Genomic DNA, 11,683 nt, shown 5'->3' with positions numbered 1-11,683 from the left:
ATGTTGGTTTGTGTTGTAATGTGTGGGAAATTCCAGTGGAGCCCTCGCAGACGAAGGAACACGATGTACGCAATGGAGCGCCAAGAGCTCATCGAGCGGATCCTGCTCGATGAGGGCAGGGTGAGCGTCGTCGATCTGTCCCGTCGCTTCGACGTCACGACCGAGACCGTGCGGCGCGACCTCGATCAGCTCGAGCGCAGCGGCGCCCTCCGGCGCGTGCACGGCGGCGCGGTCAGCCGCGAGCGCGACAGCACCGCCGAGCCGACGCTCGCGGAGCGCACGCGGGTCCGCAGCGAGGCGAAGTCGGCGATCGCGCGCCGCGCGATGGAAGTGATCGGCCCCCGGTTCCACGGATCTCTGTACCTCGACGCCGGCAGCACGACCCAGGCGATCGCCACGCAGCTGCCCGAGCGGCTGTCCCTCGCGGGCGGGCAGGTCGAGATCGTCACGCACGCGATGCCGCTGGCCTACGCGCTCGCGGGGACCCCGGATGCCGACGTCACCGTCATCGGCGGACGCGTGCGCACCGCCACGGCGGCGGCCGTGGGCGCCGACACGGTTCGTTCGATCGAGCGGCTGCGGCCCGACATCGCGTTCCTCGGAACCAACGGCATCTCCGCCTCCTTCGGTCTGAGCACCCCCGACCCCGATGAGGCGGCCGTCAAGTCCGCGATCGTCGGCGCGGCGCGGCGCGTCGTGGTCGTCGCCGACGCCGACAAGCTCGGTACCGAGCTCCTCGTCAGCTTCGCCCGGCTCGACGCGATCGACGTCCTCGTGACGGATGCCGCTCCCGACGCCGCGCTGGCCGCAGCCCTGTCCGACGCCGAAGTGGAGGTCTGGATCGCATGAGTCCGATCGCACCGGCGGGTTCCATCGTCACCGTGACCGCGAACCCGTCCCTGGACCGCACGATCACCCTCGATGCCGCGCTGCAGCCAGGCGAGGTGCAGTCCGCCGTCTCCTCCCGCGAGGACGCCGGCGGCAAAGGCATCAACGTCGCCCGCGTGGTCGCCGCCGCGGGCGTGCCCACGACCGCGGTGCTGCCGCTCGCCCAGGACGACCCCTTCTCGACGGCGCTGCGCGCCTCGCACGTGCCGGCCCACCCGGTCGAGGTCGCAGGGCACGCCCGCGCGAACGTGACGATCACGGATCCCGCGGGCGTCACGACGAAGCTCAACCTGCCGGGCGCGGCGCTCTCCACCGCAGATGTCTCCGAGCTCATCGCGGCGGTCGTGACGGCGAGCGAAGGTGCGGCGTGGCTCGTGCTGGCGGGCTCGCTGCCGCCGGGGGCGGGCGGCGGCCTCTACGTCGAGATGATCCGCGCGGTGCGCGCACGCTGGGGGGCGGGCGCTCCGCGGATCGCCGTGGACACCTCCGGACCTGCTCTTCGCGCCGTCGTCACCGAAGCCGCGCCGGATCTGATCAAGCCGAACGACGAGGAACTCGCCGAACTGGCCGGGGTCGACCTGGAGGCGGGCGCCGACCTCGCCGCCGCGGTGCTCCCCGTCGCGCGAGCGCTCGTCCCCGCGCAGGTCGCTGCGGCCCTGGTGACCCTCGGCGCGGACGGGGCCGTCCTGGTCAGCACGGACGGCGCCTGGCAGGCCACACCGCCGCGCATCCGCGTCGTGAGCACCGTCGGCGCAGGCGACAGCTCGCTCGCCGGCTACCTGCTCGCCGACGTCGCCGGCGACGCGCCGGCCGATCGGCTGCGTCGATCCGTGCGGTACGGCGCGGCAGCGGCATCCCTCCCCGGAACCCAGGCACCCACCCCCGACGATCTGCCTCCGGGCGAGGTCGTCGTCCGAGAACTGAACGACTGACGAACCCACCGCATCATCCGCACTACCGACCATTGGAGGTCATCGTGTCCCAGACCATCACCGCCGAGCTGGTGTCACTCGACACCCCGCTCGGATCCGACAAGGCGGCGGTGATCCGCTCCCTCGCTGCGCGCGTCGCGCAGCAGGGTCGCGCCACCGACGCCGAGGCGCTGTTCGCCGACGCATGGGCGCGCGAGCAGAAGGACGAGACGGGCCTGCCCGGCGGCATCGCGATCCCGCATGCCAAGAGCGCCGCCGTCGTCACGCCGTCCCTCGCCTTCGCGCGGCTCAAGCCCGGAGTGGACTTCGGCGCCGCCGACGGCCCCGCCGACCTGGTCTTCCTGATCGCGGCGCCGGACGGTGCCGCCGAGGCGCACCTGGCCGTGCTCTCCAAGCTCGCCCGGAGCCTCATGCAGGACGACTTCACCGCCGGGCTGCGCGCGGCCACGACCGCGGACGACGTCGTCGCGATCGTGAACGCGGCGATCGGCGAGGGGCAGGCCCCGCGAGCCGCGGCCCCGGCGGCGGCTGCCACGGCCACGGCGTCGGACGCCCTCAGCATCGATGGACACCCCGCGCGCATCGTCGCCGTGACCGCGTGCGCGACCGGCATCGCCCACACCTTCATGGCGGCGGATGCGCTGACGGCCGCGGGCAAGAAGGCCGGCATCGACCTCGTCGTCGAGCCGCAGGGCTCCAGCGGCTACCAGGCTCTTCCGCGCGACGTGATCGACGGGGCGGATGCCGTCATCTTCGCCACCGATGTGGACGTGCGCGAGCCCGGGCGCTTCGCCGGCAAGCCGGTCGTCCGTTCGGGGGTCAAGCGCGGTATCGAGCAGCCCGACCAGCTGATCGCCGAGGCGATCGCCACGGCGAAGAACCCGAACGGCGCCCGGGTGAGCGGCAATGCCGAAGCGGCATCTGCGAGTTCGGCCGCGCCGATCTCGTTCGGCGCCCGCATCCAGCGGATCCTGCTGACCGGTGTCAGCTACATGATCCCGTTCGTCGCCGGCGGAGGCCTCCTGATCGCGCTCGGCTTCGCGCTGGGCGGGTACGAGATCACCGCCGACGCCGGCACGATCATCACCCAGAACTCGCTGTGGGATCTGCCGACCGAGAACATCACCTCGCCGTTCGGGCCGTTGGGTCAGTACCTGGGCGCGGTGTTCTTCATGATCGGCGCCACCTCGATGGGCTTCCTCGTCTCGGCGCTGGCCGGATATATCGCCTACGCGATCGCCGACCGGCCGGGTATCGCTCCCGGCTTCGTGGCCGGCGCGGTCGCAGTGCTCATGAACGCGGGCTTCATCGGCGGTATCGTCGGCGGTCTGCTCGCCGGTGTGGTGGCGTGGTGGCTGGGACGGCTGCCGGCTCCGCGCTGGCTGCGCGGCCTGATGCCGGTCGTGATCATCCCGCTCGTGGGATCGATTGTCGCGTCGGGCCTGCTGATCCTCTTCCTCGGTCGACCGATCGCGACGCTCATGACCTGGCTCACCGACTGGCTCACGAGCCTGACCGAGTCGGGCGGATCCGCGGTCGTCCTCGGCATCATCCTGGGCCTCATGATGTGCTTCGACCTCGGCGGTCCGGTCAACAAGGTGGCGTACTCGTTCGCCGTCGCCGGCCTCGCCGCCGGCTCGATCGACAACCCCGCGCCGCTGTACATCATGGGTGCGGTGATGGCCTCCGGCATGGTCCCGCCGCTCGCCATGGCGCTCGCCTCGACGGTGCTCGCCCGCAAGCTCTTCACGCCGGTCGAGCGCGAGAACGGCAAGGCCGCCTGGCTGCTGGGCGCATCGTTCATCTCCGAGGGTGCGATCCCGTTCGCCGCAGCCGACCCGTTGCGCGTGATCCCCGCCTCCATGGTCGGCGGCGCCGTGACCGGTGCGCTGTGCATGCTGTTCCAGGTCGGCTCGTACGCGCCGCACGGCGGCATCTTCGTCCTCTTCGCGATCAGCCCGATCTGGGGCTTCCTGGTGGCGCTGGCGGCGGGCGTGGTCGTGACCGGATTCCTCGTGGTCGGCTTCAAGCGCTTCATCGCTCCGAAAGAGCTCGCGCAGGCGGAGTCGAACCTCCAGGTCGCGGCCGTTCCGGCCTGACCCCTCGCCACAGCATTCCGGATGAGGAATGCTGGATCCTGCGATCTCTACGAAAGGCACATCATCATGGCAGAACGTCAGGCAACCATCGCCAGCAGCTCGGGCCTCCACGCCCGCCCCGCGAAGCTCTTCGTGCAGGCGGTGCAGGAGAAGAAGGTGCCGGTCACCATCTCGGCCGACGGTGGACCCGACCTGAACGCCGGCAGCATCCTCTCCCTCATGGGCCTGGGTGCGTCGCACGGCACGGTCGTCACGCTCAAGGCGGAGGGCGACGGTGCCGAGCAGGCGCTGGACGAGCTCGTGGCGCTCCTGGAGACGGACCTGGACGCCGTCGAATAGAAGCGGGAACGATGGATGCCGCGGACCGATCGGTCCGCGGCATCCGTCGTTCGCGCTCAGAGGTCGACGGAATCGCCCGGGTCGAGGTCGAGGAACTCTCCGCCGTTCTTCTCCGTCGCCCACCGCAAGCGGGCGCGGTGCATGTTGCGGCCGATCACCGAGAGCGTCATGTCGTGCGTGCCGAACGCCTGACGCGGCGCGACGGCCAGCACGAAGTCCATCGCGTCGCCGATCTTGAGCCACGGCGCGCCGAGCGGCGCCGCGAGAAGCGCCACCTCTACGCCTTCGGGAACCTCGTACGAGTCGCCGGGGTAGTACAGCTCGTCATTGACCAGGACCCCGACGTTGTCGACGACGGGCAGGGTCTCGTGGATCACCGCGTGCGTTCCGCCGAAGAAGCGCAGGGTGAACGGCTCGACCGATACGGTCTCGCCCGGTCGGACGACGGTGATCGGGTACCCGGCGGCGGCTTTCGCCACGCCTTCCGGCGCGAAGATCGGGACGCCCGGCGCCTTCTCCAAGAGCCGGTCCAGATGTTCCGGCGTCCAGTGATCGGGGTGCTCGTGCGTCAGCACGATCGCGACCACCGCACCGAGGTCGACGAGGGGATCGGTGAAGGAGCCGGGGTCGATGACGAGGGTCTTGCCCGACTCATGCACGGTCAGGGCGGCGTGGTGGAACTTCGTGACTCGCATGTCTCGAGTCAACCGACCGCGCGCGGTGCTGGCAAGCGGTCCGCGGATGCTCGTGTTGATTTGTGGCGTCGCCGGGCGCATGGCATAATCGAACGGTTGCGTGAACGGCCCCATCGTATAGCGGCCTAGTACGCCGCCCTCTCACGGCGGTAACGCGGGTTCGAATCCCGCTGGGGTCACCAACGAGAAATCCCGGTCTTCCAGACCGGGATTTCTGCGTTTCCCGCCGACCCGCGGAGTACCCTCACGACATGGATCACCCTTCGCACACGGATGAGCCCGGCTGGTCGGACGAAGTCTCGGCGGCCCGCGACGCACTGGGCGGCCTGCACGCACCGCTCGCGGGTCGACCTGCTCGCGCCGGCGACCGTGCGGTGCCGAATCTGCCCGCCCGCGACTTCGCGGCCACGATCGCGTTCTACGGCTCGTTCGGGTTCGAGGTGTCCTACCGCGACGGGGGCTGGCTCATCCTGCGCCGCGGCGGCATCGTGCTGGAGTTCTTCCTCGCGCCCGAACTGGATCCGTACTCGAGCGGCTACATGGTCAGCATCCGTGTGGCCGACCTCGATGCCTTCTACGCCGCCGTCCGCTCCGCGGGCATCGCCGAACGGACCACGGGGATCCCGCGGCTCGTTCCGGTCGCCCTGCGCGAATGGGGTCAGCGGGCGGGCTATCTCGTCGATCTCGACGGAACCCAGCTGCACCTCATCGAGGACGCCGGATGACGTCGGAGCCGCGTGCCATGATCGCGGCATGACGCGCTTCGCCATCGACGCAGCTACCGCGCTGCGGATCGTCCTCGAGGATCGCACCGTACGGCCGGAGCACGCCCTCGTCGGCCCCGTCGTCCTCCGATCGCACGTGCTGTCCTCGCTCTATCGGCAGACCCGCGCTGGGCAGCTCGACGAGAAGGCGGCGCGAGCGGCACTGGACCGGCTCGCGACCATGAAGATCAGGCTGCTGGGCGATCGGGTCTCGCGCGCCACGGCCTTCCGCATCGCCGGGTCCCTCGACGGGGAGGACACCGCCCTCGCCGAATACCTTGCGGTCGCGACGCTGCAGGCAGATGTGCTCGTGACAGACGATCGCGAGCTTCGACGGGCCGCCGAAGGCCTGATCGCGGTGGACGGCTATGACGCGCTCTGGCGCTGACGACTCCCGCCCGGGGGGCCGAGAGTGCGTCGCAGGGCTCGTCGCGTCACCCGCACCGGCGGCAGATCGTGGGGCCAGTGGACGAAGACGGTCCGGTATCCGCGTGAGAGCCGACGTACCAGGGCACGTCCGTCGCGGAACGGTCGCATCGACATGCCCATCGCGGCGCCCGGCAGATAGCGGATGCTGTGGCGCTCGCCCAGGTGGAACGACAGATCAAGATCGTCGTGGACCTCGGGATCGTTTCGATGCACACGCGAACGTATGCCGAGCCAGGCTTCGCGGCGGAACGCCAGATTCGATCCGAACAGTGGGAGGTGGCCCAGTGCGGTCGCCGCAGAGACGTTGTATGCGGTGAGATATGCGGCGGCGGAGATCCGCGCCGGTGTGCGGCGCGATCGCCCCGTCATCCGCCCGATGGGTTGTCGACCGGGCGGCCGTTCTCGTCGGTCGTGTCGGGCAACTCGACCGTGTCGGACGTGTTCTGTCGATCCTGGGGGTCGTGATCCGGCTCGCGCTCTTCCGAATTCCTCGGGTCGCTCATGTCTGTCTCCGTTCGTCGGGAAGTGCAAGGCAATCACACCGCCCGTCTCCGGGAGAGGGGCCTTGCCAGGCGCGGGCTGCTGTGCATGAGTGCACGCCCGCGGGGTCAGCTGAGCGCGCGCAGGGCGGACCCCTTGTGCGCGGCACGGTCGCCGCTCTTCTCGGATTCGACGATGTAGCTCGGCTCTTCCTCGGATGCCGTGAAGTGCTGACCGGCGAACTCGAAGTACTTCACCCGCCGCTCGACCACGGTCCCGCTTGTGCGCCCCTGCGACGTGTTCCAGCTGACACGGTCGCCTTTCGACAGATCCTTCGACATCGGCTCCTCCTCGTCCTCATCGATAGCGGTAGTGCTCCGACGAGGCATTCACCCATGTCGCGAACCTGCCGGCTTGGACATTTTGACCTGCGGGCACGGGGACGAGCCAGACCTTGCCCTGGACGTCGATCACGAGGTAGAGGGCGGTCGGATCGACCGCCCGGGGGAGGAGTCGGGGCGTGATGCCGCCCGCGGGGCCCGCGAGAACGCGGGCCCGGGCTGCCGCTCCGAGCTTTCCGGTGCGCAGCAGATCCGCACCGCGCGCGACGACCGCGACGGCCCCGGCGATCTGCTCGCTCAGCCGTCCGAATCGGATCGTCCGGCCGTCGACGACGATGCCGCCGAAGGCATCCGGAGTGCCGAGACTGTCGCCTTCACGGAGCGCGACGTCGCGTTCGCGGAGATCGATGAAATGCTCCGTCCACTGCCGACCGTCCCACCATCGCTGCGCGCCGCGTCCGTCGTCGTACCAGCCGGGCTCAGGTCCACTCGCCATGCACTGAGCGTACGACCGCGGCGCCGCCGGTCGCCGTCAGGATGCCGAGAGGATCGCGGCGATCCGACGGAAGAGCTGGTCGGCAGGGTGCGCCTTGGGCTCCACATTCGACTCGTTCATGAACACCGCGATGGTCGCTGCGGTCGCCGGATCGTGGAACACCGCGGCGGTGAAGCCGAGTCCCTCCCCGTTGTGGCCCCACCACCCGTCGGTCTCGCCGATGCCGAGTGCGTACAGGTCGTACGGCGGGCCGACCTCCAGCGGCGCCCCATCGAGGCGCTCGGCCTGCGTCTCGGGACTCAGCAGCGCTCCCGTGGCGAGCGCCGTGCCCCAGACCCGCATGTCGTCGATCGTGGAGACCATCGAGCCGGCGGGCCCGAAGATCGACAGGTTGTCGGGTTGCACCAGGGGATCGCCGTCGTCGATCACGTAGCCCACCGGGTGGGGCTGCTCCCAATCCGCGGCGTCGAGGATGTAGCGAGTGTCGGTGAGCTCGAGCGGACCGAGGATGCGCTCTTCGAGCACGTCCCCGAAAGACTCACCCGTCACCTTCTCGACGACCGCGCCGAGCAGGTTGGTGTTCGCGTTCGTGTACACGTGCCGTGCGCCGGGATCGAACTGCGCGGGCTGACCGAGGACGAAGCCGTTCAGTTCCTCCAGCGTGAACAGACGGGTGGGGTCGGCGCTGAACTCCGCCACGAACGCGTCGTTCGTGTAGTCGGCGTTGCCACTGGTCATGTTCGCGAGCTCGCGGAGTGTGATGCGATCGCCGTTCGTGATCCCGTCCACGTACTCGTCGATCGTGTCGTCGAGGCGCACACGGCCTTCGTCGACCAGCTGCAGGATCAGGGTGACCGTGAACGATTTCGTGACGCTGCGCAGAGGCCACTGCATGGTCGGATCCGCGGCCGTGCCGGTGGAGAGGTCTGCTGAGCCTGCAGCGAAGACCCAGCTGCCCTGGCCGGGTACCCAGACCCCCACCACCGCTCCCGGGACCGCATACTCGGCGACCGTCGCGTCGAGCGTGGTCGCCAACGCGGTGCGCACATCATCGTCGAACTCACCGGTCGGCGCGTCGGGGATGATGAGGGCCCCGCCGGGTGGCGGAGATGTGTCGGGGTCCGGGGTCGCCGTGCACCCGGACAGAAAGGACATGGTCGCCGCAAGGGCGACGAGCGCGGCAGCGGCGCGACGCGTCTGTGATCCCGGCATCGGTACCCTCATGAGATGACTGTACGACCCCTTGCCGACGGCGCGACGCTCAGGGCTGCCGAGCCCGGCGACGAAGAAGGCATCCTCGCCGGCATCCACGCCCTCGCCGTCTACGAACGCGAGCCCGATGCAGTCGCGAACACGGCTTCCGCCCTCGCCGACACGCTGTTCGGCCCTGCGCCCGCCGCGTTCTGCCATGTCGTCGAGCGTGAAGGTCGGATCGTGGGCATCGCGCTCTGGTTCCTGACTTATTCGACGTGGACGGGACGTCACGGGATCTGGCTCGAGGACCTCCATGTCGATGAGACCGAACGGGGACGAGGCTACGGGAAGGCGCTCATCGCCTCCCTCGCGGAGCTGTGCGTCCAGCGCGGCTACAGCCGCCTCGAGTGGACCGTGCTCGACTGGAACGCGCCGTCCATCGCGTTCTACCGGGCCCTCGGCGCCGAGCCGATGGATGAGTGGACGACGCAGCGTCTGACGGGGGAGCCCCTGACGGTGCTCGCGCGGCACGCCGCGAGCTGATCGAGCGACAGGACCAGGCAAGCGGAAGGATCGACGCGTGTACCCGATACCGGCACCGAGCGCACAGGGGGATGGACCCGGCGGGCACTCCTACGGAGCGATCATCGCCCCGGACGGCGAGGATGCGTCAGCTCGAGTGGACCGCGTTCTTCGCGACATCCGCTTCTCGGGCTGGATCGCTCCGCCGGCCGACGGGGTGATCGTGGTGGTGGGTGATCCGGGCGACGGGGTCGTGGCCGATGACCGACGCGGGATCATCGAGGTGGCGGGGCAGCTGGCGGCGGTGATCCGCGGTCCGGTGCTGGCTGTGCGCGTGCGCGGCGACCGGCAGCTCGCGCTGGTGGCGTGGAGCAGTGCGGAGGAGGTCGTCCGCTATTGCAGTGACCCGTCCCGGGAGCCGGGCGCGGATCCGGAAGTGCTCACCGATCCGATCGGCGCGGAGGGCGCGGGCGTCCTGGCCGACCTGTGGCACCGTCCGGACGCCGAGGAGAAGCTCGGCGAGCTGCTCGAGGAGGAGCTCGACCCCGACAGCGTGAACGAGTCGGAGCGCCTCGGCATCGTGCTGCGGCTGCTCGGGCTCCCGACCTGGATCGTGTCCGCGGGAGCCCTCCCGCGGGCCATGCCCCGGGGGCCCGCCGTGTCCGAGCTGACGCGGCTGCGCGCCGGTGCGACCGGCATCGCCGGCCGCTCCCGGGATGCCGCCCTGGGGCCGCTGCGGAAACGCCAGCAACCGCCGCCCGTCATCGAGGATCCACCCACAGGGATGGCCCCGGAGCCGTGGATGTTCTGATCCGGGTCAGACGCGCGTGCCCACCCAGCCGAGTGCCGGCGCGACGTAGCGCGCGAAGCACTCCACGACCCGGAGGTTGAAGGCGACCCCGAGCTGGCTCGGGATCGTGAGCATGAGCGTGTCGGCGCTCCTGATCGCGGCATCCTGCAGCAGCTGCTCGACCAGCACGTCCGGCTCCGCCGCGTACGTCTTGCCGAATGTCGACCGCATGCCGTCGATCACGCCGATCTGGTCGCCGTCCTGGCGTCCGCCGAAGTACATGTGCTCCTCGGCGGTCGTGATCGGGAAGATCGACCGGCTCACGGACACGCGCGGCTTACCCGCGTGTCCGGCATCGCGCCAGGCGGTCCGGAAGGTCTCGATCTGCTGGGCCTGGAGCTCGTCGAACGGCTGCCCGCTCGCTTCGGTCAACAGGGTCGACGACATGAGGTTGACCCCGACGGTTCCCGCCCAGCGCGCGGACTCGCTGTTGCCGGCGCCCCACCACACGCGGGATCGCAGCCCGGGCGACTGCGGCTCGACGGCCTGGAGTCCGGTGCCGCCGCCGAAGGGGCTGTGCGGATCGCGCTCGGCGAAGCCCTCGCCGTCGATCGCCCGCAGGAACGTGGCGAAGTGGTCGCGCGCGAGATCCGCACCACGCGGGTCGGTCGACCCGGTGTAGCCGAACGCCTCGTACCCGCGCAGAACCGTCTCCGGTGAGCCGCGGCTCACGCCGAGGGCGAGCCGCCCATCACTGATGAGGTCCACCGCCGCCGCTTCTTCCGCGAGCGCGAGCGGGTTCTCATAGCGCATGTCGATCACGCCGGTCCCCACCTCGATGCGCTTCGTCGTCGCGGCGATCGCGGCGAGGAGCGGCATCGGGGAGGCCTGCTGACGCGCGAAGTGGTGGACGCGGAAGTAGGTCCCGTCCACGCCCAGCTCGTCCATGCCCTGGGCGAGCTCGATCGCCTGTTTCATCGAGTCGCCGGCCGAGAGCGTCCGCCCGCCGCCGAGCGGTCCGTAGTGCCCGAAGGAGAGGGTTCCGAAGCGTTCCATATCGGGTGCAACGATATCGGTCGCAATCTGTATTCCGCTGAATACAGCAAGTGCCGCGTCGTCGTCGTCGTGCGCTATTTTCACGGCATGAGCGATACGAGTCCGGAGATCACGTCCGACCGTCGCCGCGACATCCCCCTCGCGGTGATCTCGGTCGGCATGGCCGTCGTGGTCTGGTGGCCGGCCTTCCAGCTCGGCGCGTGGGGCACTCTGTTCTTCGACACGCTGCTCACCCTGTGGGCGGCATCCACAGCGGCGTTCGTCTTCGTCCTCGTGGAGCGTCGGCCCACCGGCAGCCGACTCTGGCGTGCTTTCGTCCTGCTGCTTCCGTCGGTCTGGCTCATCCTGTCGTTCATCGCCATCGACACCACCGATATCTTCGCCTTCCTCGCCACGGTCTTCGGGCTCCTCGTGGTCCTGGTGGCGAGTCCGTTCACCGTCTGGGTGCTGGCGCGCATCATGTGGCCGGACTTCGGCGAGAACTCCACGCGGCGCCAGCGGTGGCTGATCGTCGGCGTCGTACTGGGCGTAGCCGTGGTCGCGTTCTTCCTCGGGCTGAACCAGGACCAGTTCCTGACGTGCCAGGAGTTCACGATCAGCGGCAACTCCGAACCCGCGGGGTGCGTGGACGCCCCCGAGTAGCAGCGGCGTATCCTGT

15 protein-coding genes and 1 tRNA gene are annotated in these 11,683 nt (G+C 69.9%); 10 read left to right on the top strand and 6 right to left on the bottom strand.

Annotation, left to right across the window (positions count from 1 at the left end; translation table 11 throughout):
- The first annotated feature begins 63 nt into the window (after positions 1 to 63).
- The 4 genes from ABD197_RS10065 to ABD197_RS10050 all read left to right on the top strand — a co-directional run bounded on the left by ABD197_RS10065 (position 64) and on the right by ABD197_RS10050 (position 4,258).
- Positions 64 to 849, top strand: a complete 786-nt coding sequence (locus ABD197_RS10065; RefSeq protein WP_344054096.1) for a DeoR/GlpR family DNA-binding transcription regulator — start codon at positions 64 to 66, stop codon at positions 847 to 849.
- The gene (gene pfkB / locus ABD197_RS10060) at positions 846 to 1,820 is read left to right on the top strand and encodes a 1-phosphofructokinase (protein WP_344054094.1); all 975 of its coding nucleotides are present in this window, start codon (positions 846 to 848) and stop codon (positions 1,818 to 1,820) included. Before ABD197_RS10065 ends, pfkB begins: the two co-directional genes overlap by 4 nt.
- A 44-nt stretch (positions 1,821 to 1,864) precedes the next feature.
- The gene (locus ABD197_RS10055; RefSeq protein WP_344054091.1) at positions 1,865 to 3,919 is read left to right on the top strand and encodes a PTS fructose transporter subunit IIABC; all 2,055 of its coding nucleotides are present in this window, start codon (positions 1,865 to 1,867) and stop codon (positions 3,917 to 3,919) included.
- A 66-nt stretch (positions 3,920 to 3,985) separates the two neighbouring features.
- The gene (locus ABD197_RS10050; protein ID WP_344054089.1) at positions 3,986 to 4,258 is read left to right on the top strand and encodes an HPr family phosphocarrier protein; all 273 of its coding nucleotides are present in this window, start codon (positions 3,986 to 3,988) and stop codon (positions 4,256 to 4,258) included.
- A gap of 56 nt (positions 4,259 to 4,314) precedes the next feature.
- On the opposite strand, the gene ABD197_RS10045 is transcribed toward ABD197_RS10050, so the two are convergent.
- Positions 4,315 to 4,953 (bottom strand): MBL fold metallo-hydrolase, encoded by a 639-nt coding sequence (locus tag ABD197_RS10045; RefSeq protein WP_344054087.1) that lies wholly within the window; start codon positions 4,951 to 4,953, stop codon positions 4,315 to 4,317.
- 106 nt (positions 4,954 to 5,059) lie between these two features.
- Here ABD197_RS10045 and ABD197_RS10040 point away from each other — a divergent pair.
- The 3 genes from ABD197_RS10040 (at position 5,060) to ABD197_RS10030 (ending at position 6,105) form a co-directional block, all read left to right on the top strand.
- A tRNA-Glu gene (locus ABD197_RS10040) sits at positions 5,060 to 5,135 on the top strand.
- 69 nt (positions 5,136 to 5,204) lie between these two features.
- Positions 5,205 to 5,678: a bleomycin resistance protein gene (locus ABD197_RS10035; protein ID WP_344054085.1), complete on the top strand. Its 474-nt coding sequence runs from the start codon at positions 5,205 to 5,207 to the stop codon at positions 5,676 to 5,678.
- A gap of 28 nt (positions 5,679 to 5,706) precedes the next feature.
- Entirely contained in the window at positions 5,707 to 6,105 is a 399-nt protein-coding gene (locus tag ABD197_RS10030) for a hypothetical protein (RefSeq protein ID WP_344054083.1), read from the top strand.
- A 406-nt stretch (positions 6,106 to 6,511) separates the two neighbouring features.
- Here ABD197_RS10030 and ABD197_RS10025 read toward each other — a convergent pair whose 3' ends face one another.
- The 4 genes from ABD197_RS10025 to ABD197_RS10010 all read right to left on the bottom strand — a co-directional run bounded on the left by ABD197_RS10025 (position 6,512) and on the right by ABD197_RS10010 (position 8,687).
- Positions 6,512 to 6,649, bottom strand: a complete 138-nt coding sequence (locus ABD197_RS10025; protein ID WP_344054081.1) for a hypothetical protein — start codon at positions 6,647 to 6,649, stop codon at positions 6,512 to 6,514.
- A gap of 105 nt (positions 6,650 to 6,754) precedes the next feature.
- Positions 6,755 to 6,967: a hypervirulence associated TUDOR domain-containing protein gene (locus ABD197_RS10020; RefSeq protein WP_344054079.1), complete on the bottom strand. Its 213-nt coding sequence runs from the start codon at positions 6,965 to 6,967 to the stop codon at positions 6,755 to 6,757.
- Positions 6,968 to 6,983: 16 nt separating this feature from the next.
- Positions 6,984 to 7,463, bottom strand: coding sequence for a DUF2510 domain-containing protein (locus tag ABD197_RS10015; protein WP_344054077.1), 480 nt, complete (start codon positions 7,461 to 7,463; stop codon positions 6,984 to 6,986).
- Positions 7,464 to 7,499: 36 nt separating this feature from the next.
- A complete protein-coding gene (locus tag ABD197_RS10010; protein ID WP_344054075.1) occupies positions 7,500 to 8,687 on the bottom strand; it encodes a serine hydrolase domain-containing protein in 1,188 nt (395 codons plus the stop codon).
- 3 nt (positions 8,688 to 8,690) lie between these two features.
- Here ABD197_RS10010 and ABD197_RS10005 point away from each other — a divergent pair, with 3 nt between their 5' ends.
- The gene (locus ABD197_RS10005) at positions 8,691 to 9,200 is read left to right on the top strand and encodes a GNAT family N-acetyltransferase (RefSeq protein WP_344054073.1); all 510 of its coding nucleotides are present in this window, start codon (positions 8,691 to 8,693) and stop codon (positions 9,198 to 9,200) included.
- A gap of 37 nt (positions 9,201 to 9,237) precedes the next feature.
- Positions 9,238 to 9,990: a hypothetical protein gene (locus ABD197_RS10000; RefSeq protein WP_344054071.1), complete on the top strand. Its 753-nt coding sequence runs from the start codon at positions 9,238 to 9,240 to the stop codon at positions 9,988 to 9,990.
- Positions 9,991 to 9,996: 6 nt separating this feature from the next.
- Here the strand turns inward: ABD197_RS10000 and ABD197_RS09995 are convergent, their stop codons facing one another.
- Positions 9,997 to 11,025, bottom strand: a complete 1,029-nt coding sequence (locus ABD197_RS09995) for an LLM class flavin-dependent oxidoreductase (RefSeq protein WP_344054069.1) — start codon at positions 11,023 to 11,025, stop codon at positions 9,997 to 9,999.
- 87 nt (positions 11,026 to 11,112) lie between these two features.
- Between ABD197_RS09995 and ABD197_RS09990 the strand changes: the two genes are divergently transcribed.
- Positions 11,113 to 11,667, top strand: a complete 555-nt coding sequence (locus tag ABD197_RS09990) for a hypothetical protein (RefSeq protein WP_344054067.1) — start codon at positions 11,113 to 11,115, stop codon at positions 11,665 to 11,667.
- Positions 11,668 to 11,683 lie beyond the last annotated feature (16 nt).

Source organism: Microbacterium lacus (genome assembly GCF_039531105.1).
Lineage (GTDB): Bacteria > Actinomycetota > Actinomycetes > Actinomycetales > Microbacteriaceae > Microbacterium > Microbacterium lacus.
This window is presented reverse-complemented; position numbering and strand designations above follow the sequence as displayed.